Below are 23,384 nucleotides of genomic sequence, written 5' to 3' on the forward strand. Positions count from 1 at the left end.
GGAACGGCGCCCTGCCGGCGCCAGAGGCTCCCGCGCCTGGACCCGCACCCCGTGCACGGCGCACCGGGGGTGCGGGTCCAGGCGCGTAAGGCGGAGGCGCCGCCGAGGGCGCCGTCCCGTGTGCCCACCCGTCCCGCCCTGCGGGACGATTGCCCACACGGGGCGGGGGCGCGGGGTGGGTACCGCCCCGGCGGGTGCGGGCCCCACACGGCGGGTGGCGGGGCGGCACCGTCCCGCGGGACGCGCCGCCCGGCGAGGCGCGGGCCCGTGCGGCAGCGTGCGGGCGGGGCCGAGCGGGGGCTCGGGACTCGGTAACCTTGTGGGGGTCCCCCGCATCCCGCCGGGCCCTACCACTCACCCCAGGAAGGTGTTCCCACCGTGGAATCCGTGATCGTCGCCATCGACGGGCCCTCCGGCACGGGCAAGTCCAGCACCTCGAAGGCGGTCGCCGCCGAGCTGGGGCTGAGCTACCTCGACACCGGTGCCCAGTACCGGGCGATCACCTGGTGGATGATCAGCAACGGCGTCGACGTCACCGACGCCGAGGCCGTCGCCAACGCCGCCTCCAAGCCGGTCATCGTCTCCGGCACGGACCCGGCCCGGCCCACCATCACCGTCGACGGCGCCGACGCCTCGGGCCCGATCCGGACCGAGGAGGTCACCTCCAAGGTCAGCGCGGTCAGCGCCGTCCCCGAGGTGCGCAGGCTGATCACGGAGCTCCAGCGGTCCATCGCCCGCGGCGCCGAGGCCGGCATCGTCGTCGAGGGCCGGGACATCGGCACCACCGTCCTGCCCGACGCCGACCTGAAGATCTTCCTCACGGCCTCGCCCGAGGCCCGTGCCGCCCGCCGTTCCGGCGAGCTCAAGGGCGTCGACGTGCACACGACGAAGGAGGCCCTGATCAAGCGGGACGCGGCCGACTCCAGCCGTAAGACCTCTCCGCTCGCCAAGGCCGGCGACGCCGTCGAGGTCGACACCACCGACCTCACCCTGGACCAGGTCATCGAGTGCGTCGTCACCCTCGTCGAGGAGAAGAGGGCGGCCGTCAAGTGACCCTGCCCTCCGCGAAGGGCGCCGCCGTCGGCCGTCGCATCGGCATCGGGCTGATGTACGGCTTCTGGAAGCCGCGCGTCCTCGGCGCCTGGCGGGTGCCGTCCTCCGGCCCCGTCATACTCGCCGTCAACCACGCGCACAACATCGACGGCCCCATGCTCATGGGCACCGCCCCGCGTCCCGTGCACTTCCTCATCAAGAAGGAGGCGTTCGTCGGACCGCTCGGCAGCTTCCTGGAGGGCATCGGGCAGCTGAAGGTGGACCGGGACTCGACCGACCGCCAGGCGATCGGCAACGCCCTGGGCGTCCTGGAGCAGGGCGGCGTCCTCGGGATCTTCCCCGAGGGCACCCGCGGCGACGGCGACTTCGCCTCGCTGCGCGCGGGCCTGGCGTACTTCGCCGTCCGCAGCGGCGCGCCGATCGTCCCGGTCGCCGTGCTGGGAAGCACCGAGCGCCGCGGACGGTTGGTCAAGGCACTGCCTCCGCTGCGCGGCCGCGTCGACGTCGTCTTCGGCGACGCCTTCGAGGCGGGGGACGGCTCCGGCCGCCGCACCCGCAAGGCGCTCGACGAGGCCACCGTACGGATCCAGGGGAGGCTCACCGCCCACCTGGAAAACGCCAGGCGCCTCACCGGGCGCTGAGCGACACTCTCAGTAGTGGCCCCACGGCTCCGGCCACCGGGACCACCGACCACGAATGATCAAGGAACGGACTTCATGAACGACCAGCACGACCACGGGGCACTTGGCGACGCCGAGTACGCGGAGTTCATGGAGCTCGCCGCGGAAGAGGGCTTCGACGTCGAGGAGGTCGAGGGCGCGATCGAGGAGGCTGGCCACGGCCCGCTCCCCGTCCTCGCCGTCGTCGGCCGCCCGAACGTCGGCAAGTCGACCCTGGTGAACCGCATCATCGGCCGCCGCGAGGCCGTCGTCGAGGACAAGCCCGGCGTCACCCGCGACCGCGTCACGTACGAGGCCGAGTGGGCCGGCCGCCGCTTCAAGGTCGTCGACACCGGCGGCTGGGAGCAGGACGTCCTCGGCATCGACGCCTCCGTCGCCGCCCAGGCCGAGTACGCCATCGAGGCCGCCGACGCCTGCCTCTTCGTCGTGGACGCCACCGTCGGCGCCACCGACACCGACGAGGCCGTCGTCAAGCTCCTCCGCCGCGCCGGGAAGCCGGTCGTCCTCGCCGCGAACAAGGTCGACGGCCAGTCCGGCGAGGCCGACGCGGCCATGCTCTGGTCCCTGGGCCTCGGCGAGCCGTTCCCCGTCTCCTCGCTGCACGGCCGCGGCACCGGCGACCTCCTCGACGAGGTCCTGAAGAAGCTGCCCGAGGCCCCCGAGCAGCGCTTCGGCAACGCGGTCGGCGGCCCCCGCCGCATCGCCCTCATCGGCCGCCCGAACGTCGGCAAGTCCTCCCTGCTCAACAAGGTGGCGGGCGAGGACCGCGTCGTCGTCAACGAGCTGGCCGGCACCACCCGTGACCCGGTCGACGAGCTCATCGAGCTCGGCGGCGTGACCTGGAAGTTCGTCGACACCGCCGGCATCCGCAAGAAGGTCCACCTCCAGGAGGGCGCGGACTACTACGCCTCCCTGCGGACCGCGGCCGCCGTCGAGAAGGCGGAGGTGGCCGTCATCCTCATCGACACCACCGACAACATCTCGGTCCAGGACCAGCGCATCATCACGATGGCGGTCGAGTCGGGCCGCGCCATCGTCATCGCCTACAACAAGTGGGACGAGCTCGACGAGGAGCGCCGCTACTACCTCGAGCGCGAGATCGAGACCGAGATGCAGCAGGTCGCCTGGGCGCCCCGGGTGAACGTCTCGGCCAAGACCGGCCGCCACATGGAGAAGCTGGTCCCGGCCATCGAGACCGCCCTCGCCGGCTGGGAGACCCGCGTCCCCACCGGCCGGCTCAACGCCTTCCTGGGCGAGATCGTCGCCTCCCACCCGCACCCGGTCCGCGGCGGCAAGCAGCCCCGCATCCTCTTCGGCACGCAGGCCGGCACCAAGCCGCCCCGCTTCGTCCTCTTCGCCTCCGGCTTCCTGGAGGCCGGCTACCGCCGCTTCATCGAGCGCCGGCTGCGCGAGGAGTTCGGCTTCGAGGGCACCCCGATCCACATCTCGGTCCGGGTGCGCGAGAAGCGCGGTCGCAAGAAGTAGCGGCCACGCGCCCGCGCACCCATGCGCCGGCGCGGTGGCACACGGCCGAGGGCCGGGGCGATCCGCCCCGGCCCTCGGCCGTTCGTACCTGCTCGCGTGCTTCCGCTTCCGTACTAGAGACCTCTGCGGGGCCCCGGTGGCAGCGCCGCCTGGGTGGGGGAGTGCTGCTGCCCCGACCACGCCGTCGGATACCCGCTCGCGTGCCGGTGCCCGTGCACGCCCGTGCTCAGGACCGTGCCGAAGGCCCGGAAGCTCAGCTCCTCCTCGCCGCTGCGGTCGCCCGGCAGCGTACGGAACGACCTGCGGTACTCCGAGTACAGGGCGTCGTAGATCGGCGTCGGCGAAGGGCCCGCCGTGACGTCCCGCGCGGGACGCATCGCGGGGATCGGGCTCGGATACGGCTGGGGGAAGGGGTCGTATGGGTGCACATAGGTGCCAACGACACCGCCGTCCGTCGGATGCGGGCGGCTCTCCGAAAGGGGAGCGCTCCGGGGACGCGGCACGGTCGGCGCACCCGGCCCCGCCCCCGGGAGCTGCCGCGCCCGCCGTATGCCCGGCCGGCCGTCTTCCATCAGGTGCCGGCCAGCGGCATGGCGGCGGCCACCAGACGGCCGTTCGCGGCGGCCTTCTCCAGGGCGTCCCGCAGCAGGTCCTCGCGCGGCTGCTGGCCGATGGAGCCCACCGGGGCGGCGAAGACCAGGACCGTGTGCGACTTGTTGGCCGCCGCGCGCCAGCCCTCGGTGACCTGGAGCGGCTGGTGCGCCTGCCACCAGGCGGTCTGACCGGCACCGCCCGGCCCCGGCTGGAGGACGGAGTGCAGCTGGCCCATGGCGACCAGGACCGACCAGCCCGGCAGCATCGTCGGCTTCTCGCCCAGGTCCACGACCGGCTGGAAGCCCTGCTCGGCCAGGAGCGAGAGGAACTCGTCGGTGAGGCCGTCCGAGCCGGGACGGGCCACCGGTGCGGTCGGCTCCACGACGAGCGCCGGGTGCAGCTCGCCCTCGATCAGGACGAGACCGCTGGTGACCCCGAGCACGGCCTGCTCGGGGTGGGAGGCGGAGAGCGCTTCGGCGGCGTCGGAGGCCGTGATGGAGGCGACGGCGCCCTGGAGCTGCTCCTCGGCGACCCGGACGACCTGCGACGGGATGCAGCTGGCGTGGGCGAACGCGAGGACCGCGGTCTCCTCGCCGACGAACAGCACCGTGCTGGTGCGCTCCTGGTCGGAGTCTCCCGGCGTGCGGCAGGAGGTGCAGTCGTAGCTGCCCGGGGCGTTGTCGCCGGCCAGCAGCCGGTCCGCTTCTTCGTCGCCGATCTCGGCGCGTACGTCCTCGCTGACGTCGAGCATGCGCGGCACGGGGGACTCCCTGGACTCGGTACGGGGACGCCGGGCCGTTCCCGGGCGTCTCATGCCGAGTTCAACGGGTCAGCCTCGGCCGGGGTCACGCGCGGAAGCGAGGCAAGTTGCCGGTGGCGCGTGCGCCCCGGGCCGTTCGAGGGCGTCCGGGGCCGTGACTCCGACCGGGTGGGGTGTGAACGGTGTTCCGCGCGGCACGGGCCGGTGGCGCCGGGGGGCTGCCTAGCCTTCCCCGATGTCGAAGATCCGATTTTGGACGGCGGGTTCCCTCGTGGCGGCGTCCGCGGCCGCGCTCCTGTCCCTGGCTCCGGTTCCCGCCCAGGCCCGGGACACGCCCGCGGGGCCCGTCCCGGGCGTGGTCGCGGGGGCGCGGGACGTGCCCGGGACCGTCGAGGACCTGATCGCCGGGGCGCGGGACCTGCCGGGGGCCGTCGAGGACGCGGCCGCCGGGGTGCGGGACGTGCCGGACGGCCTGCGGGAGGCCTCCGCCGCGCTCCCGGGCGTGTCGGACGCGCTCCGGCAGACCGCCTCCGTGCCCGCGTACGCCTGCGCGCGGGACCAGTGGCCGTGGGGCTGCGTCGCCGAGTGCGAGAGCAGCGGCCGCTGGCACGTCAACACCGGCAACGGCTTCTACGGCGGACTCCAGTTCTGGCACCCCACCTGGGTCGAGCACGGCGGGCTGAAGTACGCCCGCCGCGCCGACCTGGCGACCCGGCAGCAGCAGATCACCGTCGCCGAGGAGGTGCTGCGCGGCCAGGGGTGGGGGGCCTGGCCCGTCTGCTCCAAGCGGTACGGCCTGTCCGGGCGCGTCCACACCGTCCAGGCCGGCGACACGCTCGGCTCGGTCGCCCGCCGCTTCGCGGTCAAGGGCGGCTGGCAGGCGCTGTACGCGGCGAACCGGAGCCTGATCGGACCCGATCCGAACCGGATCGTCGTCGGCACCATGCTGCGGATCGCCCCGCTCTGAGGCCGCGGCCTCAGCGGTACTCGGCCGGCTCCCCGCTCGACGCGCGGGAGCCGCGCCGCAGTTCGTGCACGAGCGAGCCGCGCGGCAGCCCGTCCGGTACGCGCTGCTCGGCCAGGACCACGGCCGCCCCGCGCTCCACGGCGAGCTCCCCGAGCATCCGGTACGTACGGGCCGCGACCGGCGGGGCCATGCCGAGCGACGGCTCGTCGACCAGCACCACGCGCGCGCGTGCGAGCAGCGCGCGGGAGAGCGCCAGCATCCGGCGCTCCCCGCCGGACAGCGTCCCGGCCGTCCTGGCCAGGAGGGGGGCCAGTTCCGGGTACGGGGCGGTGGCGTCGGGCGCGTCGGCCCCGGGCGCGGCGAGCGCGAGGTTCTCGGCGACGGTGAGGCCCGCGTACACCGCCCGCAGATCCGGTACGAAGCACAGCCCCCGACGGGCCCGTTCGTGTGCCGAGAGGCGGGTCACGTCGGTCCCGCGCCACTCCACCCGGCCCGCCGCGAGCCCCACCGTCCCGGCCAGGGCGCGCAGGGCGGTCGTCCGGCCCGCGCCGTTGCGGCCCAGGAGGACCGTCACCGTCCCGGCCGGCACGGGCAGGTCGAGGCCGTGCAGGGCCTCCAGGGGGCCGTAGCGGACCCGGGCGGCGCGCAGGGCGATCTCGACGCTCACGACAGGATCCGGCCCCCCTCCATGGTGTGCACGGTGTGCGCGATCCCGGCGACCAGGTCGGGGTCGTGCTCGACGACGAGGACGGTCAGACCGTCCGCCGCGAGCGCGGCCAGGATCCGGGCGAGCGCGGCGGCCTCGGCCGTGTCGAGCCCGGCGGCCGGCTCGTCGAGGAGGAGCGTGTGCGGCCGTCCGGCCAGCGCGCGGGCCAGCTCGACCCGGCGCAGCGTTCCGGTGGGCAGGTCCGCCGCCGCCCGGTGCCGCACGGGCCCGGCCAGCCCGAGCAGCCGCAAGCTCCGCTCCACGGCGGCCGGGTCCCCGCGTCCCTCGCTCTGCTCCTGGCCCAGGCGGACGTTCTCCTCGACGGTCAGCGACGGGAACACGGCGAGCCGCTGGAAGGTCCGGGCGATGCCGAGGCGGGCCCGGTCATGGGCGGACCGGGCGGTGATGTCGGCGCCGTCGAGCGTGATCCGGCCCTGGCCCCGGCGGGGGCGGAGGGTCCCGGCGAGACAGTCGAACAGGGTGCTCTTGCCCGCGCCGTTGGGACCGACGAGGGCGGTGACGCGGGCGGGGGAGAGGACGAGGGTGACGTGGGAGAGGGCGGTGACCCCTCCGGGGTAGGTGAGGGTCAGGTCGTGCGCGCGGAGTCCCGCGCGGGGTGCGGAGCGGCGCGGGGCGGGCGCGGGTTCCGCCGGGCGGTGGGGGGCTTCGTCGACGGCCGGCGGGCCGTGGGGGTGGTGCGCCCGGCCTCCGGCCGGGCCGGGGCTCCCCCTCGCACCGTCCGCGCGGGTCGTCGAAGGAGGCACGGGTCTTCCCGGGGAGGGGCGCGCGCCGTCGGCGCCCGGCGGGCCGTGGACGTGCGCCCGGCCTCCGGCCGGGCCGGTGCCGGGGGCCTCCGCCGGGGCGGCGCCGGGGGGCACGCCCGGGACCGTGCCGGTCGGCGGGGCGTGGGCCCCGGGGCCTCTCGGGGCTGGGGCCGGGAACAGCGTCAGCAGGGGCGGGAGGCGGCCCGTCAGTGTCGCCAGGAGACCCGTCAGGGCCGCCGCCGTGCCCGCCTGCGGGCCCGCGTCGAGGGTCGTCAGGAGGGCCGCCGCGGCCAGCGGGGTGAGGAGGCTGTCGGCGCCCAGGACCAGGACGGCGGCGAACCAGAGGAGGCCGCGTACCGGGTCGTACTGCTCGGGGTCGAAGGCGCGCAGGCCCATGCCGAGCAGCCCGCCGCCCAGGGCCGCCAGCGCCGCGCCCAGGACGAAGGCGAAGAGCTTGAGGCGGGGCACCGGGACGCCCGCCGCCTCCGCGCCCGGCTCGTGGTCCCGCAGGGCGGCGAGCGCGCGGCCCGTGCGCCCCCGGCGGAGCGCCGCCACCAGGGCGAGGCAGCCGGCCAGGACGACGAGCTCCAGGGCGTAGAAGGCGCGGTCGTCGGAGAAGCCCGCCGGGCGGCCGAGCGTCAGACCGGCCGTCGCGTACGGCTGGGTGAGGACGAAGCGGCTCACCGCCACCCCCACGGCCAGTGTCGCCAGGGCGAGGGCCAGGCCGTGCCGCCGGATCGCCGGCCGGCCCGTCACCAGGCCCGCCGCCGCCACCATCGGCACCGCGAGCCCGAGGGCCAGGAGCGTGGGCACCCCGCCGGCCGCGAGCAGCGCCGTGAAGAGGGCGCCCAGGCCCGCGTACGCCGCCTGGCCCAGCGCGATCTGGCCGCCGCGGCCCGCCACCACGACCAGCGACAGGAGGATCACGGCGAGCGCGGGGACCTGCACCGCCGTGTGCAGGTCGGAGCCCGCGAGACCGAGCGGGAGGAGGAACAGGACGCCGACCACCGTCCACAGGGCCGGGGGCACGCGGGCGGGCCGTGCCGGGGGCGGCAGGGCGTCCTCGCCCTTGCCGCCGATGCCCGGCAGGACGAGCGCCGCCACCAGCAGCGCCACCACGAACAGGTTCGCCCCGACCGCCTGGAGGAGGGGCTCCGCCCAGCCCTCCGGGTGCAGCCGGGTCAGCTGCGCCTGGACGACGCCGATGGCGAGCGCGGCCGCCACGGCCACCGGCAGCGACCGCATCCGGGCGATCACCGCGACCGCGATCACCTCGACGACGAGCAGCGGCATCCCGTACGGGTCGAGCCGTACGTACGGGGCGAGCAGCACGCCCGTGAGCCCGGCCGTGAACGAGCCGAACGCCCAGCCCGCCGCCGCCACCCGGTCCGCGTCGATGCCCGCCAGGACGGCGAGCGGACGGTTGTCCACGACCGCCCGCAGCTCCCGGCCGAACCGCGTCCACCGGGTCACCGCCCCCACCAGACAGGCCAGCGCGACCACCGCCGCGAGCTGCGCCCACGGATCGTCGCCGAGCAGCACGGGAGCGTCGTCGCGGGCCCCCGGGCCCCACAGCAGCACCGCCCCGCCCACCAGGAGGACGAAGACGCCGATGGTCGCCACCAGGGTCTGCGCCGGGTTCGAGCCGCGCAGCGCCAGGGGACGGAAGACGCCGCGGTCGAGGGCGAGGCCGAGGGCGGGGGCGACGAGGAGGAGCGTGACCAGGGCGCCCAGGGGCAGCGGCCAGCCCCAGCCGACCACCAGCTGGCGGAGCACGTACGCGCAGACCATGGCGACGGCGCCGTGCGCGAGGTTCAGCACGCCCGTCGCCCGGTAGGTGACGACCAGGCCGATGCCGGTGAGCGCGGCGGCGCTGCCGACCGCGAGGCCGGCGAGCGTCAGCTCGTACGTCAGGGAGGCCACGGCTCACACACCGGGCAGGGGGCGAGCTCCGCGTCCCCCACCTCCACGGCCTCCGCCTTGCCCGCCACCAGCGGGCAGTCCGGGCGGTGCGCGAGGGTCCCCCCGGGGACCCGCAGGAGGGGGCCGTCCGAGGACGGCGGAGGAGGCTCCCCGGGTCCGGGGAGGCGGGGCCGGGGAGGGCGTACGGGAAGCAGCGCCGCCGCGCCGACGAGGAGCGCGCCCGCCACGAGGAGCGCGGCCCCCGGCACCGTGCACGAGGCCAGATAGGGCAGCTGGCGCTCCGCGAAGCGCTCGCCGGAGATCCCGTACCAGCCGAGCGCGCAGAGCACCGCGCCCCCGGCGGCCGCCGCGAGGCCGCTCCAGAGCAGGATCCGGGATGTCGGCACGCAGGCCTCCCTCGTCTCTTCCTTGCACTATGCCCCGATCCGTCCCACCCTGGAAACACCAGCCGCTCCGGACTGGCGGGACCCCCCGGTGGTGAACCAGATGGTTGTCGTACGACGCGGTGGACGCTCCCGCATCGCGGTCCTCGGGACCGTCGCCGTCCTGGCCCTGGCGCCCGCTCTCGCGAGCTGCTCGGACGACGGCGGCTCGAAGAGCGGCGGCACCGTCTCGTCCGCCCCGCCGTCCGAGGGGACGGCCCAGCCGCCCGGAGGCGCCACCCAGCCGGACGACCCCGCGGCGGCACGGGCCGAGATCACCAAGAACTGGACGGCCTTCTTCGACCCGAAGACCCCGACGGCCGAGAAGACCCGGCTGCTGGAGAACGGCGAGCAGATGGCGCCCGTCCTCGAGGCCTTCGCCGGCGACAAGAACGCGGCGGCGACGGCGGCCAAGGTCAAGAACATCGACTTCACCTCGCCCGACGGGGCGAACGTGACCTACGACCTGCTCGTCGGCGGCAACCCCGCCCTGTCCGACTCGAAGGGCACCTCCGTCCTCCAGGGAGACACCTGGAAGGTCTCCGTGAAGACCCTGTGCGGCCTGGTCGAGCTGAGCGGTGTCACCGTCCCGGGCTGCTGAGACGGTCGCGGCGCTGCTGCTGGCCGTACTGCTCGCCCTCCTCACGGCCTGCGGCAGCCGGCTCCCGGAGCGCGCCTTCGAGACGCGGCCCACCGCCAACCCCTCCGGCGGTGAGCCGCTCCGCGTCGGGATCATCACCAGCGCCACCAGCCCCGTCGGCGGGGAGACCTTCACCGGGCCGCGCGACGGGGCCCGCGCCTGGTTCGACGCCCTCAACGCGCACGGAGGCCTCGACGGGCGCCGCATCGAGGTCGAGACCTGCGACGACGGCGGCAGCGGCGTCGGCGACAACGCGTGCGTGCACCGGCTGATCGACGAGCGCGGCGTCTTCGCCCTCGTCGCCACCACCGCCCTGAACTACGCGGGCGCGCCCCTCGTCGCCCGGGCCGGAGTCCCCGACATCGGCGGCCAGCCGCTCACCCCCGCCTACGACACCTATCCGCACCTCTACGGCATCTACGGCAGCTCCGCCCCGCGCACCGGCCGCGCACCCGGCTGGGGCGGCACCCTGTACGGGGGGACCGAGGTCTACCGCTGGTTCCGGAAGGAGCTGGGCGCGCGGACCGCCGCCGTCGTCTCCTACAACCAGGCCGCCTCCGCCGCCTACGCCCGCCTGGTCGTACGGGGACTGCGGGCCGAGGGCTACCGCGTCGTCGAGGAACAGGTCGACTTCGCCCTGCCCAACTTCCGCGCGGTCGCCGCCGACCTGCGGGCCGAGCACGCCGACCTCCTCTTCGACGCGATGGACACCCACGGCAACGTGCGCCTGTGCGAGGCGATGGAGGCGCTCGGGGTCAAGGTCGCCGCCAAGGTGACCAACGTGCAGAACTGGTCCTCGGCCGTCGCCCACGACTACGCCCGGGCCCCCGGCTGCCGGGCCTCGCTGTGGGTGACGGGCTCCAGCCGGAACCACGACGACACCGGACACCCGGCGGTCCGGGCCTTCCGCGCGGCCATGGGCGACCGTCCCCTGTCGCAATGGCAGTTGGAGGGCTGGGCGGCGGCGATGTGGTTCACCGACGCGGCCCGCTCCTGCCTCGCCCGGGGCGCGCTCACCCGCGGCTGCGTCGAGGAGTTCATGAACCGTCCGGAACCGTACACCGCGCGCGGACTGCTGCTCCCCGTACGGTTCGAGCACCTGGCCCGGCCGCCCGCCACCCGGAACACCTGTCTGTCCGTGGCCCGTTGGCAGGACGGACGGGGCTGGGTGAGCCAGGGGGACATGACCGAGAACTGCGCGACCGTCCCCCAGCTCGGCTACCGCCCGTGAGCGCCGCCCCCGCACCGGCAGTACAGTCGGTCACCGACCGACTGACCGTCTGACCGGGGGGAACCGGCAGTACGATGCGCATCTCCTTTCTGCTCCACAACGGCTACCACTACGGCGGCACCATCCGGACCACGTTCACGCTCGCCGAGGAACTGGCGGAACGGCACGAGGTCGAGATCGTCTCCGTGTTCCGCCACCGCGACCGCCCGATCCTCGGCCTGCCGGCCGGGGTGACCCTGCGCCACCTCGTCGACCTGCGCCGGGACACTCCCGGATACGACGGCGACCACCCCGACTTCCACCGCCCCGCCGAGGTCTTCCCGCGCGGCGACGGCCGCTGGAAGCAGTACAGCGCGCTCACCGACGCCCGGATCGGGGAGTACCTCCGCGGGGTGGAGGCCGACGTCCTCGTCGCCACCCGCCCCGGGCTCAACGTGCACCTCGCCCGGCAGGCCCGGCGCGGGCCGGTCCTCGTCGGCCAGGAACACCTGATCCTGCGCGGCCACAGCTACCGGCTGCGCCGGGACATCGCCCACGAGTACGCGCTCCTCGACGCCGTCACCACGGTCACCGAGGCCGACGCCCGGTCCTACCGCGAGCTCCGGCTGCCCGGCGTACGCATCGAGGCCGTGCCCAACAGCGTGCCCGCCCCCTCCGTACCGCCCGCCGACCCCGCGGCGAGGACCGTCGTCGCCGCGGGCCGGCTGACCCGGGTCAAGCGGTACGACGTGCTGATCGACGCCTTCGCCTCCGTGGCCGCCGACCATCCCGACTGGAAACTGCGGATCTACGGCACCGGCGACGCCGTCGAGGACCTCAAGGCCCCGCTGACCCGGCAGATCCGGGACCGCGGGCTCGACGGGCAGGTCTTCCTCATGGGGGCCGTCAACCCGATGGAGCCGGAGTGGGCCAAGGGCTCCATCGCCGCCGTGACCTCGCAGCGCGAGTCCTTCGGCATGACGATCGTCGAGGCGATGCGGTGCGGACTGCCGGTGGTCTCCACCGACTGCCCCCACGGGCCGCGCGAGATCATCGAGGACGGGGTCGACGGGCGGCTCGTGCCGGTCGACGACGTCGCCGCCGTCGCGGCGGCGCTGCGGCGGTACGTCGAGGACGAGGAGCTGCGGGCCAAGGCCGGGCGGGCCGCGCTCGCCGCGTCCGAACGCTTCGACCCCTCGCGGATCGCCGCGCGGCACGAGGCCCTGTGGACGGAACTCGTCGCGCGCGGCGCGGGGCGGCGGGTGCATGCGGCGGGGCGGGCGCGGGTGCACCGGGGGGTGGGGCGGGTCGTGGACGCGGTCTACACCCAGAAGGCGAGGGCGGGCCGCCTCCTCCGCCGCCTCCGCTGACCCCCCCTTCCCGGGCCCCGCTCTTCTGACCCCTGCGCCCTGCCGGGCGGTGCGCCCGCCGCCCCCGCCCGTGTGGGCGCCGCGCCCGCCGGGCGGTGCCCCTCCCGTACCCGCCGTGTGGGCTGCGCCCGGCGGGGCGGTGCCCCTTCCGCCACCCGCCCGTGTGGGCGATCGTCCCGCTGGGCGGGACGGGTGGGCACACGGGACGGCGCCCTTCGCGGCGCCTCCGCCTTACGGGCCTGGACCCGCACCACTTTGCGCGGTGCGCATCCGGTGCGGGTTCAGGCTCGGGAGCCTCTGGCGCCGGCAGGGCGCCGTTCCGTTGTGCCCACCCGTTCCGCCCCAGCGGAACGCATGCCCACAACGGGGGCGCGGGGGTGGGCACCGTCCCGGCGGAACGCCTGCCCGCAACGGGGGGCGCGGGGTGGGCGCCGCCCCGGTGGGGTCGGGGTTGCGGACCGTGGTTGTCCGGAAGGGCTGGCAGACTCGGGGGCATGTTGGAGACCTCCGCCCGCCTGCTGCGCCTGCTGTCGTTGCTCCAGGCGCACCGCGAGTGGTCCGGCGCGGACCTCGCCGAGCGGCTCGGAGTGACGGCCCGCACCGTGCGGCGGGACGTCGACCGGCTGCGGGAACTCGGCTATCCCGTGCACGCCAGCCCCGGCACGGGCGGCGGGTACCAGCTGGGGGCCGGCGCCGAGCTGCCGCCGTTGCTCCTCGACGACGAGGAGGCCGTCGCGGTCGCGGTCGGGCTGCGGTCCGCCGCCGGCCAGGGCGTCGAGGGCATCGGCGAGAGTTCCGTGCGCGCCCTGGCGAAGCTGGAGCAGGTCCTGCCGGGCCGGCTCCGGCGCCGGATCGGGGCGCTCAACGCCTTCACGGTGCCCCTGCTGCGTACCCCGAGGGAGCGGGCCGACCCGGCGGTCCTCACCGAGCTGGCCCACGCCTGCCGGGACGGCGAGCGGCTCCGCTTCGCCTACCGCGACCACGGCGGCGCCGCCACCCGCAGGACGGTCGAGCCGCACCGCCTGGTGTGCACGGAGCGGCGCTGGTATCTGGTCGCCTGGGACCTGGACCGGGGCGACTGGCGGACGTTCCGGGCCGACCGGATCGAGCCGACCCCGCCGCACGGCCCCCGCTTCCCGCCCCGCGAGCCGCCCGCCGAGGACCTGGCCGCGTACGTGGCGAAGGGCGTGTCCGGCACCGCCTACGCGGCGGAGGCGACGGTCCGGCTGCTGGTGCCGCTCGCCGAGGCGGCCGCGGTCGTCGGCGCGCTGGACGGGGTCCTGACGGCGGACGGGGAGGACGCCTGTCTGCTGCGGACGGGGGCGAACACCCTCGACATGATGGTGTTTCACGTGGCGTTCATGGGCTTCGAGTTCGAGGTGGTGGACCCGCCGGAGCTGGCGGAGTCGGTCCGGGCGCTCAGGGACCGGTTGTCCCGGGCCCTCGACCGGTCGGAGGGCTGATCCTCAGCTGCTCGTACGCCGCGAACTCGGGGTGGTGGAGGTCGAAGGCGGGCGCCTCGGAGCGGATCCGGGGCACGGCGTCGAAGTTGTGCCGGGGCGGCGGGCAGGAGGTCGCCCATTCCAGGGAGCGTCCGAAGCCCCAGGGGTCGTCGACCTCGACCTTCTCCCCGTACCGCCAGGTCCGCCACACGTTGTAGAGGAACGGCAGCGTGGAGACGCCGAGGAGGAAGGCGCCGATGGTGGACAGGGTGTTGAGGGTGGTGAAGCCGTCGGCCGCGAGGTAGTCGGCGTACCGGCGGGGCATGCCTTCCGCGCCGAGCCAGTGCTGCACCAGGAAGGTCAGGTGGAAGCCGGTGAAGAGGGTCCAGAAGTGGATCTTCCCGAGCCGTTCGTCGAGCATCCGGCCGGTGAACTTGGGCCACCAGAAGGAGAAGCCGGCGAAGGTCGCGAAGACGACCGTGCCGAAGACCGTGTAGTGGAAGTGGGCGACCACGAAGTACGAGTCGGTGACCTGGAAGTCCATCGGCGGCGAGGCGAGGATGACGCCGGTGAGCCCGCCGAAGAGGAAGGACACCAGGAAGCCGACGGACCAGAGCATCGGGGTCTCGAAGGAGAGCGAGCCGCGCAGCATCGTCCCGGTCCAGTTGAAGAACTTCACGCCGGTGGGCACCGCGATGAGGAAGGAGAGCATCGAGAAGAACGGCAGCAGCACCGCGCCCGTGACGAACATGTGGTGGGCCCAGACCACCACGGAGAGCCCGGTGATCGTCATGGTGGCGGCGATCAGGGTCGTGTAGCCGAAGATCGGCTTGCGGGCGAAGACGGGGACGATCTCGCTGATGATCCCGAAGAACGGCAGCGCGATGATGTAGACCTCGGGGTGGCCGAAGAACCAGAAGAGGTGCTGCCACAGGAGCGCCCCGCCGTTCTCGGGCTGGAAGACCAGGGCGCCGAGGCGCCGGTCGGCCTCCAGGACGAGCAGCGCGGCTGCGAGGACGGGAAAGGCGACGATCACCAGGACCGCGGTGAAGAGGACGTTCCAGGTGAAGATCGGCATCCGGAACATGGTCATGCCGGGCGCGCGCATGCCGACGATGGTGGCGAGGAAGTTCACCGAGGTCAGGATCGTGCCGAAGCCGGAGAGCGCGAGCCCCATGATCCACAGGTCGATGCCGACGCCGGGGGAGCGCTCCAGGCTGTTGAGCGGGGCGTAGGCGGTCCAGCCGAAGGCGGCGGGGCCGGTCGGGGTGAAGAGGGAGCCGGCCACCATCAGGCCGCCGAAGAGGAACAGCCAGTACGAGAACATGTTCAGCCGCGGGAAGGCGACGTCGGGGGAGCCGATCTGCAGCGGCACCAGTTCGTTCGCGAAGCCGGCGAAGGTGGGCGTGGCGAAGAGCAGCAGCATGATCGTGCCGTGCAGGGTGAAGGCCTGGTTGTACTGGAGGTTCGAGACGAGCTGGAGGCCCGGGCGGGCCAGCTCGGCCCGCATCAGCATCGCCATGAGCCCGGCGAGCAGGAAGAAGGCGAACGCGGTGACCAGGTAGAGGTGGCCGATCTTCTTGTGGTCGGTCGTGGTGAGCCAGTCGATCATGACGCGGCCGTGCCGCTGCCGGGCCGATTCGGCGGTCGCGACCGCTGTCCCGTTGCCCATCGCCGCCTCCGCCTCGCCGTCGTCCCGGCTCCGCGTCTCCGGGCGTTCCGACAGCGTAAGCATTGTGTAAGGGAAGAGTGTGCGCCACGCGTGCGCGTCGCCGGCGCAATTCGGGACGGCGTGCGGGAAGAAGGGAATTGCCCGTACCTTGGCCGCGCTTCCGAAGCCTTCGTGCGAACTGATGGGTACCGCCGTGAATTACTGGAGAAACGGCCGGAAACACGCCCCGCGGCGGACGGACGGGCAGACCAAACATATGTCGAGAACTTGTGACACAAGCGTGACCGCCGAGGGACTAACGTGAGGTTCATGTCACCCACTTCGCGCACTCCCGAACCGCCTCACGACGCTCCCGGGTCCTATGTGGGCCTCGACGCCGAAGGGGCCGAGCGCCTCGCCAGGACCCGCGGCTGGAGCGTCGTCCGGTCCCTGCCGCCCGGCTCGATCATCACCATGGAGTACCTGTCCGGGCGCATCAACTTCGAGGTCGAGGACGGCACCGTCACCCGCTGCTGGCTCGGCTGAGGAGCCGGCGGGACCGCACGCGGAAGGGCCCCGGCCGATGTGGCCGGGGCCCTTCCGCGTGCGCGGTGGAGGGGGCGCGGATCAGCCGCGGGTCACCGGGGCGCGTCGGCCGCCGGCCAGCCCCACGGGCTCCCGGACGGGCTCCCGCACCGGCTCCTCGGGCACGGGCGGGCGCGGCGGGAAGAACCCGGGGCGCGGGCCGCCGGAGGCCACGGGCAGCGAGGGCACGAGCCGGCGGCGCTCCCGCAGCCGCTCCCGCATCCGGTCGCGCGCGGCGAGGATCCAGGCCTCCGCCACGGCCAGGACCGGCTCGCACCAGGGCAGCGCGAGCAGGACGAGGAGCCCGGCGGCCCAGCCGAGCAGCACGTCGCTCAGCCAGTGCGTGCCGAGGTAGACGGTGGTGAGGCCGACGCCGAGCGCGACCACCGCGGAGAGGGCCGACAGATAGCGCCGGGCCCTCGGGGTGGTCGCCAGGTAGGCGAGGATGCCCCAGGTCACGACCGCGTTGGCGGTGTGCCCCGAGGGGAATATGTCGCCTCCGGCGAAGAGCTCGGCGGAGCCGATCTGGGTCGCGTAGTGAGGTCCGAGGCGGCCGAGTCCGAGCTTGACCGCGCCCACCGAGACGTTGAGCAGCAGGAGGGCGGCGCCGAGGCACAGCAGGGGGCGCAGGGTGTGCTGGCGCCAGGAGCGCCAGCCCAGCCAGGCGGCCACCATGACGGCCGTGGGGCCGCGCTGACCGAGGACGACGTAGTAGTCGAGGAAGCCGTGGACCTCGGGCCACTGCTGGTACGGCCGGAAGAGCATGATCTTCCAGTCGAGGGTCACCAGCCACGTCGACAGCAGGACGGCCACGACGATGGCGAGATAGAACGCCGACGTCCCGCCGAAGAGGGCGAGACGCGTGCGGGTCATCCGCGGGACCTCTATCTTCGGCGGTTCCGGCTCCCGGTCCAGCCGGGCAAAGATGTCGGTACGCACCCAATGGACGTTACAGGGAGTGAGAAGCAGACCCGGTCGTTCCGCTCCCTTCGTGATGACCATGTGATGTGGAGTAGGTCTCAGTGGCCGGTCCATTCCGGTCGTCCGTCGGGAAATCCGATGACCTTCCGCCCTATTCCCTCCGGGGGCGATTCCGGAAGTGTGTTTGAGTGCGCGGGAATTTCCTCAAACAGGTGTCCGTACGGAATTCCATGCGACGCGCGGACCGTGCCGAGTGGCGTACGCCACACCCCGAGCCCCGGCGAGGTGAGAGCTGCACCACGCGCTCGGGCCTTGAACTCGCGTACGCTGACGGCTCACTCGCCCGTCGATGCCGGGCCGCCCCAGGGGCATACGCCCTGGTCACAGCCCACCGAGCGCGAGAGCTTCACTGGGAGGTACGTACATGTCGCGGACGAACACGGCCCAAGGGCGATCGCGTTCCGCCGTCGGCTCCGGCGCCAACCGCTGGGTCGTCCTCGTCGTCCTCTGCGTCAGCCTTCTCCTGGTCGCCCTCGACGCGACCATCCTCCACGTCGCCGTCCCCTCGCTCACCGAGGACCTGCGCCCCAGCTCCACCGCGCTGCTCTGGATCGTCGACGCCTACCCCCTGGTCTGCGCGTCGCTGCTGATCCTCTTCGGCACCCTCGGTGACCGGGTCGGCAGACGGAGGGTCCTCCTCCTCGGCTACGCGCTCTTCGGCATCGCCTCGGCGGTCGCCGCGCTCGCCACGGCGCCCGGGGTCCTCATCGGGGCCCGCGCGCTGCTCGGCGTCGGCGGCGCCATGATCATGCCCGCCACGCTCTCCATCCTCCGGACGGTCTTCCCCGACCGGAGGGAGCGCGCCACCGCGATCGGCATCTGGACCGCCACCGCCGCGATCGGGGCCGCCACCGGACCCGTGCTCGGCGGCTTCCTCGTCGAGAACTACTGGTGGGGCTCCGTCTTCCTCATCAACATCCCGCTGATGGCGCTGATCCTCCCGCTCGGCCGCCGCCTCCTCCCCGAGTCCCGGGGCGCCGCGGACGGCCCCTGGGACGTGCTCGGGGCGCTCATGGCCGCGGCCGGCGTGCTCGGCTGCGTGCTCGGCGTCAAGCGCGCCGGGGCCGGCGAGCCGCTGCTCGCCCTGCCGACCGCCGGGCCGCTGCTGCTCGGCGCCGCGCTCCTCGTCCTCTTCGTACGGCGGCAGAAGCGGCGCCCGTACCCGCTGATCGACCTGCGGCTCTTCTCCCGGGCCGCCTTCACCACCTCGGTCGGCTGCATCGTCATCGGCATGCTGGCCCTGGTCGGCCTGGAGCTCATCGCCGTCCAGTACCTCCAGCTCGTCCTCGGCCTCAGCCCCCTGGAGACCGGGCTCCGGCTCCTCCCGCTGACCTTCGCCGCCATGGCCGCCGGCGCCACCGGCTCGTACACCCTGCGCCGGATCGGGCCGCGCCGGATGGTCGGCTGGGGCTTCCTGCTCACCGCCGCCGCGGTGCTGCTGCTGACGCTCATGGGGCAGCACGACCGGCCGCTGCTGCTCACGGCGGGGTTCGTGCTGCTGGGCTTCGGCCTCCAGACCACGCTCTTCTCGGCGTACGAGTCGATGCTCAGCGAGGCGCCGCAGCACAGTGCGGGCGGCGCGGCCGCGATCGGCGAGACCTCGTACCAGCTCGGCGCGGGCATGGGCATCGCCCTGCTCGGCAGCGTGATGAACGCCGCGTACGCCCCCGCGCTCGCCTCGGTCCCCGGAGTGCCCGCGGAGGCGAGCCGGGCCGCCGCGAACTCGCTCGGGGAGGCCTACAAGGTCGCCGACCAGCTCGGCGGCACGGCCGGGGACGCCCTGCACCAGGCCGCCCGCCACTCCTTCGTGCACGGCCTGCACGTCACGCTCCTCGTGAGCGCCGGGCTGCTGCTCGTGGGCGCGCTGATGGCCCAGCGGCTGCCGCGGATCATGGAGTGTCCGGTGGATCCGGAGGAGGCCTTCGACGCCCGGGAGGCCCAGGGGGCGCTCTCGGCCCAGGAGGGCCCGGACCGGGCTGCGGGGCCGGCGGCGGCGGGGAGGCCGGAGGCGGCGTCCACCGGTCTGTCGTCGGGGATGCCCGTCGGGTCGGAGCGGGCCGCTTGTGCGGAGCGGGCCGGTTCCCCGGGGGTCCCGGTCGGGTCGGAGCGGGCCGCTTGTCCGGAGGCGTCCGGTCCGTCGGAGCGGGCCGATCGGTCGGAGCCGCTCGGTTCCCCGGAGGGGGGCGAGCCGCGGGTGCCCGCGACCCGGGAAGCGATCGAGCCCGCTGGCTCGGGGCGCCCGGCGCACTGACCCGACCCCGTCGGGAGGTGCCGGGACCGGCCGGCGGACCCGCTCAGCTCTGATTGAAGAAACCGTCCTGCTGACGCCGGCCCGTCTCGCCGGTGACGATCTGGGTGTCGGCGGGGGTCAGCAGGAAGACCCGCGTCGCCACGCGCTCGATCGAGCCGCGCAGGCCGAAGGCGAGACCGGCGGCGAAGTCGACGACGCGCTTGGCGTCGTTCGGCTCCATCGCGGTCAGGTTCACGATCACCGGAACCCCGTCCCGGAAGAGCTCGCCGATGCCCCGGGCGTCCCGGAAGCCGTCCGGGGAGACGGTGGCGATCCGGCGGCCCCGCTCCTCGGCGGTGTCCGTGGCCACCCGGACCCGGGGGTCCGTCACCCAGGCGTCGCCGCCCTCGGCACCGTCGGCGTACTCGTCGTCGTAGTAACGCTCGTCGTTGTCCTCGACGAGTCCCAGCCAGGCACTCGCCTTGCGCACCGATCCCATGGACGCCTCCTTTCAGCGCGGTCACTTGTGGTTCCGCATTCCCTATCGTCGTCCATGATGCGGATCGCGCGCCAAGTGGATAGGCGCCGCGCAGAGGATTCGTGACGGTACTGGTGCAGAACGTGAGGGCCGTTTTCTGGCGATTCGTCAGGAAACTTGCGGTATGGGACCCCTGATGGAGGGCCATGTAGCTGAAAATATGAAAGTCGTGCCACAAGGGTGACGATGGGCGCGTACGGGTGAACGGGCCCGCTCGCTACGATGCCGCGAGGCCGCACGGCGGACCTTCGCCCGCCACAGCCCACGACTCACGGGGGAGTCCTTGTTCGGAATCGTCAGGCCCTGCACCCATCGCCTCACCGACGGTCTCAAGACCGAGTGGATGGCCCACCTCTGCGGCCTCTGTCTGGCGCTCCGCGCCGACCACGGGCAGTTCGCCCGGATCGTCACCAACTACGACGGGCTCATCGTCTCCGTCCTGACGGAGGCTCAGACCGGCGTGACCGAGGCGGGCCGCCGGACGGCCGGCCCCTGCGCGCTGCGCGCCATGCGGACCGCCCCCGTCGCCCGGGGCGAGGGAGCCAGGCTCGCCGCCGCCGTCTCGCTCGTCCTCGCCTCGGCGAAGGTCCGGGACCACGTCGCCGACAGGGACGGCCTGTTGGCCCGCCGCCCCGTCGCCGCCGCGGCCCGCCGCGTCGCCCGCTCCTGGGACAGGGCCGGGGCCAGGACCGGCCGGGACCTCGGCTTCGACACCGCGGTCCTCGTCGACGCCGTCGACCGCCAGACCGGCATCGAGGCCCTCGCCGGGCCCGGCACCTCCCTGCTCGCCGTCACCGAACCGACCGAGACGGCGACCGCCGCCGCCTTCGCGCACACCGCCGTCCTCGCGGGACGCCCGGGGAACGCGGCACCGCTCGCCGAGGCGGGCCGCCTCTTCGGCCGCCTCGCCCACCTCCTCGACGCCGTCGAGGACCAGACCACCGACGCCGGGAACGGCGCGTGGAACCCGCTCACCGCCACCGGCACCTCCCGCGAGGAGGCCCGCCGGCTCGCCGACGACGCCCTCCACGGCATCCGCCTCGCCCTGAGGGACGCCGAGTTCGCCGACGGCAAGCTCGTCCACGTCCTGCTCGCCCACGAGCTGCGCACCTCGGTCGACCGTGCCTTCGGCACGACCGGTTGCTCGCACGGAGCGCAGGGCGTGCGGGCCGCCCACGACCCGGTGCCGGGGAACCCGTACGGGGGCCGGCCCCCCAGCCCGTACGGCTCGCAGAACCCCTACGGCGGCGGCAACCCGTACGGCGGTGGGAACCCCTACGGCGGCGGCCCCATGGGCCCGGGCGGTCCCGGCGGCCTGCCGCCCCAGTTCGGCGGCGGCGCGCCCCAGGCCCCCAAGCCGCGCGGCTTCCTCGCCGGATGCGCCATGTTCACCTGGCTCTTCTGCACCTGCCAGATCTGCTGCGCCAAGGAGTACGAGGGCCCCTGGTCCCGCAAGAAGCGCGAGGGCTGCTGCCGGGACTGCGACTGCGACTGCGGTGGCTGTGACGGTTGCGACTGCTGCTGCCCCTGCGACGGCTGCTGACGCTCCGTCGGCCACCCCGCCGGACCCCCGTCCCGCTACTTCTCCGGTGCGGGGATCTCCGGCGGGGAGATCTGCGACTTCTCGATCCCCGAGGCAGTCACCCCCCACTTCTTCAAGATCCGGTCGTACGTCCCGTCGGCCTTCAGGCCGTTCACCGCGGCCTGGAAGGCCGGCGCGAGCGGGGTGCCCTTCTTGAAGGCGAAGCCCACGTCGAGGCGCCGGTACTCGTTGAGGAACTTCACGTTCTTCTGCTGCGTCACCGCGTACCGCACGCCGTTGATCGTGTTCATCACGACGTCGCTGCGGCCCTGCTGGAGCGACATCCAGATCGCCCCGGTCTCGCTGTAGACGTTCACCTCGTACGCCGGCTTCCCGGCCTGCGCGCACCGGCCCTTGTTCTTCTCCAGGGTCCGCTCGAAGGTGGTGCCGGCGTTCACCGCCACCTTCAGACCGCACAGCTGGGTCAGGTCGGTGACCGCCTTCAGATCGCTGTCCGCCCGGGCGGCGAAGCCCTGCCCGTCGTTGATGTACGTCACGAAGTCGATGGTCCTGCGCCGCTCCTCGGTGACCCCGAAGTTCCCCGTGCCGACGTCGTACTTGCCGCTGCCGAGCGCCGGCAGGATCGCCTCGAAGCCGACCACCTCGCGCTTCAGCTCCAGACCGAGGGCCTTCGCCACGGCGGCCGAGAAGTCGGCGTCCACGCCCACGACGGTCCTGCCGTCCGGCAGATAGGCCGAGCTGGGCGGGGTCGCCACCGAGGAGGCGAGCGCCAGGCTGCCGCGCTGCCGCACGTCGGCGGGGAGCAGCTTCGCCGCCGCCTCGTTCTTCTTCACCGCCGCCACCACGTCCTCGGTCGGGAGCGCGCCCTTCGCGGCGCCCGGCGCTCCCGAGGCCCCGGCCGGGGCGGTCGCCGGCTCGCCGCCCGAGCAGGCGGTGAGGCCGAGCGCGGCCGCGGTGATCAGGGCGAAGACGAGGGTGGTGCGTGCGGTGCCGGAACTCGTGCGCGTACTCATGGCTTCGGGTTCTCCAGGAATTTCTCGAACGGCAGCGGGCCGATCGACTCGGGATCGGCGGACACGTCGAAGAGCGGGCGGTAGCCGCTCGCCAGATAGAGGCCCTTGGCCTCGGGCTGGCGCGGTCCGGTCGTCAGGTAGATGCGGGAGTAGCCGCGGCCGGCCGCCTCCCGTTCGAGCACGGTGAGGACCCGGCGGGCGAGGCCGCGCCTGCGGTGCGCCGAGTGCGTCCAGATCCGCTTCAGTTCGGCGGTCCTGTCGTCGTAACGGCGGTAGGCGCCGCCCGCCACGGGCCGGCCCTGCTCCAGGAGGAGCAGGAAGGCGCCGTGCGGAGGGGCGAACTCCGCCGCCGGGTAGCGGCTCAGGTCGTGCGCGGAGCCGTAGCGGGTCGTGTACTCGTACGCCAGCTCGTCGAGGAGCGGACGGGCCAGGGGGTCGGTGGTCGTGGTCCGGTGCACGGACAACGCGAAGGTCATGACGGTCCTTCACGGTGAAGGAGGGCAGGCGGGAGCCGCCGGAAAAGGAGGAGGCGGGGCGTGGCGAGGGGAGGGGAGGGCTCAGGCGCTCACGAGGGGCCTGGGGTGTGAAGGCGCCGCGGAGGACAGCACGCGGGCGGGGCGAAGCAGGGGTCGGCTCAACAGGAAGAGGACCACACGCGACCGAAGTCGATGTGGGAGCGCGTGACCAGCTGCTGCGGATGCATGGCCCCAGTGGAACAGGCATCCGGTCCCGCGTCAACCACGATGAGACGTACGGCTCACAGTGCGGACAGCCTTGACAGCGGGCCGTGTTGACCGCATAGCCTCGAAGGGCGGATCGGGCTGAGG

The 23,384-nt window shown here is 74.0% G+C and carries 21 protein-coding genes; 11 read left to right on the plus strand and 10 right to left on the minus strand.

Going from position 1 to position 23,384, the window contains the following annotated elements; translation table 11 throughout:
• Positions 1–387 precede the first annotated feature (387 nt).
• The 3 genes from cmk to der all read left to right on the plus strand — a co-directional run bounded on the left by cmk (position 388) and on the right by der (position 3,218).
• Entirely contained in the window at positions 388–1,053 is a 666-nt protein-coding gene (gene cmk / locus ACFYUZ_RS13840) for a (d)CMP kinase (RefSeq protein ID WP_389309315.1), read from the plus strand.
• Positions 1,008–1,694, plus strand: a complete 687-nt coding sequence (locus ACFYUZ_RS13845; protein ID WP_389308631.1) for a lysophospholipid acyltransferase family protein — start codon at positions 1,008–1,010, stop codon at positions 1,692–1,694. Before cmk ends, ACFYUZ_RS13845 begins: the two co-directional genes overlap by 46 nt.
• A 75-nt stretch (positions 1,695–1,769) precedes the next feature.
• Positions 1,770–3,218: a ribosome biogenesis GTPase Der gene (gene der / locus ACFYUZ_RS13850; protein WP_389308633.1), complete on the plus strand. Its 1,449-nt coding sequence runs from the start codon at positions 1,770–1,772 to the stop codon at positions 3,216–3,218.
• A 113-nt stretch (positions 3,219–3,331) separates the two neighbouring features.
• Here der and ACFYUZ_RS13855 read toward each other — a convergent pair whose 3' ends face one another.
• Together ACFYUZ_RS13855 and ACFYUZ_RS13860 are read right to left on the minus strand one after the other, a co-directional pair.
• Positions 3,332–3,595, minus strand: a complete 264-nt coding sequence (locus ACFYUZ_RS13855) for a hypothetical protein (RefSeq protein WP_389308635.1) — start codon at positions 3,593–3,595, stop codon at positions 3,332–3,334.
• 194 nt (positions 3,596–3,789) lie between these two features.
• On the minus strand, positions 3,790–4,572 hold the full coding sequence (locus ACFYUZ_RS13860; protein ID WP_389308637.1) for a hypothetical protein: 783 nt from the start codon (positions 4,570–4,572) through the stop codon (positions 3,790–3,792).
• 235 nt (positions 4,573–4,807) lie between these two features.
• Between ACFYUZ_RS13860 and ACFYUZ_RS13865 the strand changes: the two genes are divergently transcribed.
• The gene (locus tag ACFYUZ_RS13865; protein ID WP_389308639.1) at positions 4,808–5,539 is read left to right on the plus strand and encodes a transglycosylase family protein; all 732 of its coding nucleotides are present in this window, start codon (positions 4,808–4,810) and stop codon (positions 5,537–5,539) included.
• 10 nt (positions 5,540–5,549) lie between these two features.
• Here ACFYUZ_RS13865 and ACFYUZ_RS13870 read toward each other — a convergent pair whose 3' ends face one another.
• Genes ACFYUZ_RS13870 through ACFYUZ_RS13880 form a run of 3 tightly spaced genes read right to left on the minus strand, consistent with a single transcriptional unit; the run spans position 5,550 to position 9,318 of the window.
• Positions 5,550–6,206 (minus strand): ATP-binding cassette domain-containing protein, encoded by a 657-nt coding sequence (locus ACFYUZ_RS13870; RefSeq protein ID WP_389308641.1) that lies wholly within the window; start codon positions 6,204–6,206, stop codon positions 5,550–5,552.
• Positions 6,203–8,932, minus strand: a complete 2,730-nt coding sequence (locus ACFYUZ_RS13875) for an ATP-binding cassette domain-containing protein (protein WP_389308643.1) — start codon at positions 8,930–8,932, stop codon at positions 6,203–6,205. Before ACFYUZ_RS13875 ends, ACFYUZ_RS13870 begins: the two co-directional genes overlap by 4 nt.
• Positions 8,920–9,318: a hypothetical protein gene (locus tag ACFYUZ_RS13880; protein ID WP_389308645.1), complete on the minus strand. Its 399-nt coding sequence runs from the start codon at positions 9,316–9,318 to the stop codon at positions 8,920–8,922. Before ACFYUZ_RS13880 ends, ACFYUZ_RS13875 begins: the two co-directional genes overlap by 13 nt.
• A gap of 100 nt (positions 9,319–9,418) precedes the next feature.
• Between ACFYUZ_RS13880 and ACFYUZ_RS13885 the strand changes: the two genes are divergently transcribed.
• The 4 genes from ACFYUZ_RS13885 to ACFYUZ_RS13900 all read left to right on the plus strand — a co-directional run bounded on the left by ACFYUZ_RS13885 (position 9,419) and on the right by ACFYUZ_RS13900 (position 14,037).
• The gene (locus tag ACFYUZ_RS13885; protein ID WP_389308646.1) at positions 9,419–9,955 is read left to right on the plus strand and encodes a hypothetical protein; all 537 of its coding nucleotides are present in this window, start codon (positions 9,419–9,421) and stop codon (positions 9,953–9,955) included.
• A complete protein-coding gene (locus ACFYUZ_RS13890) occupies positions 9,933–11,225 on the plus strand; it encodes an ABC transporter substrate-binding protein (protein WP_389308648.1) in 1,293 nt (430 codons plus the stop codon). Before ACFYUZ_RS13885 ends, ACFYUZ_RS13890 begins: the two co-directional genes overlap by 23 nt.
• Positions 11,226–11,299: 74 nt before the next feature.
• Positions 11,300–12,574, plus strand: a complete 1,275-nt coding sequence (locus tag ACFYUZ_RS13895) for a glycosyltransferase (protein ID WP_389308650.1) — start codon at positions 11,300–11,302, stop codon at positions 12,572–12,574.
• A gap of 494 nt (positions 12,575–13,068) precedes the next feature.
• Positions 13,069–14,037, plus strand: a complete 969-nt coding sequence (locus ACFYUZ_RS13900) for a helix-turn-helix transcriptional regulator (RefSeq protein ID WP_389308652.1) — start codon at positions 13,069–13,071, stop codon at positions 14,035–14,037.
• Here the strand turns inward: ACFYUZ_RS13900 and ctaD are convergent.
• Positions 13,994–15,688 carry a cytochrome c oxidase subunit I gene (gene ctaD / locus ACFYUZ_RS13905; RefSeq protein WP_389309318.1) on the minus strand — a complete coding sequence of 565 codons (1,695 nt, stop codon included), beginning with the start codon at positions 15,686–15,688 and terminating at the stop codon, positions 13,994–13,996. The two genes, ACFYUZ_RS13900 and ctaD, sit on opposite strands and share 44 nt — an antisense overlap.
• A 309-nt stretch (positions 15,689–15,997) precedes the next feature.
• Here ctaD and ACFYUZ_RS13910 point away from each other — a divergent pair, with 309 nt between their 5' ends.
• Positions 15,998–16,213: an I78 family peptidase inhibitor gene (locus ACFYUZ_RS13910; protein ID WP_190160142.1), complete on the plus strand. Its 216-nt coding sequence runs from the start codon at positions 15,998–16,000 to the stop codon at positions 16,211–16,213.
• A gap of 81 nt (positions 16,214–16,294) precedes the next feature.
• Here ACFYUZ_RS13910 and ACFYUZ_RS13915 read toward each other — a convergent pair whose 3' ends face one another.
• Entirely contained in the window at positions 16,295–17,191 is an 897-nt protein-coding gene (locus ACFYUZ_RS13915; protein ID WP_389308654.1) for a phosphatase PAP2 family protein, read from the minus strand.
• Positions 17,192–17,597: 406 nt separating this feature from the next.
• Here ACFYUZ_RS13915 and ACFYUZ_RS13920 point away from each other — a divergent pair, with 406 nt between their 5' ends.
• The gene (locus ACFYUZ_RS13920) at positions 17,598–19,484 is read left to right on the plus strand and encodes an MFS transporter (RefSeq protein ID WP_389308656.1); all 1,887 of its coding nucleotides are present in this window, start codon (positions 17,598–17,600) and stop codon (positions 19,482–19,484) included.
• A 43-nt stretch (positions 19,485–19,527) separates the two neighbouring features.
• Here ACFYUZ_RS13920 and ACFYUZ_RS13925 read toward each other — a convergent pair whose 3' ends face one another.
• Positions 19,528–19,962 carry a cell division protein SepF gene (locus ACFYUZ_RS13925; protein ID WP_015032577.1) on the minus strand — a complete coding sequence of 145 codons (435 nt, stop codon included), beginning with the start codon at positions 19,960–19,962 and terminating at the stop codon, positions 19,528–19,530.
• A gap of 322 nt (positions 19,963–20,284) precedes the next feature.
• Here ACFYUZ_RS13925 and ACFYUZ_RS13930 point away from each other — a divergent pair, with 322 nt between their 5' ends.
• On the plus strand, positions 20,285–21,544 hold the full coding sequence (locus ACFYUZ_RS13930; RefSeq protein ID WP_389308658.1) for a DUF5685 family protein: 1,260 nt from the start codon (positions 20,285–20,287) through the stop codon (positions 21,542–21,544).
• Between the two features lie 35 nt (positions 21,545–21,579).
• Here the strand turns inward: ACFYUZ_RS13930 and ACFYUZ_RS13935 are convergent, their stop codons facing one another.
• Together ACFYUZ_RS13935 and ACFYUZ_RS13940 are read right to left on the minus strand one after the other, a co-directional pair.
• On the minus strand, positions 21,580–22,557 hold the full coding sequence (locus tag ACFYUZ_RS13935) for an ABC transporter substrate-binding protein (RefSeq protein ID WP_389308660.1): 978 nt from the start codon (positions 22,555–22,557) through the stop codon (positions 21,580–21,582).
• Complete coding sequence (locus ACFYUZ_RS13940) at positions 22,554–23,033, minus strand: GNAT family N-acetyltransferase (RefSeq protein WP_389308662.1); 480 nt, start codon at positions 23,031–23,033, stop codon at positions 22,554–22,556. The genes ACFYUZ_RS13935 and ACFYUZ_RS13940 overlap by 4 nt, the downstream gene beginning before the upstream one ends.
• Positions 23,034–23,384 lie beyond the last annotated feature (351 nt).

The sequence above is a fragment of the Streptomyces sp. NPDC004266 genome (assembly GCF_042874095.1).
In the GTDB taxonomy this organism is placed as follows: Bacteria; Actinomycetota; Actinomycetes; order Streptomycetales; family Streptomycetaceae; genus Streptomyces.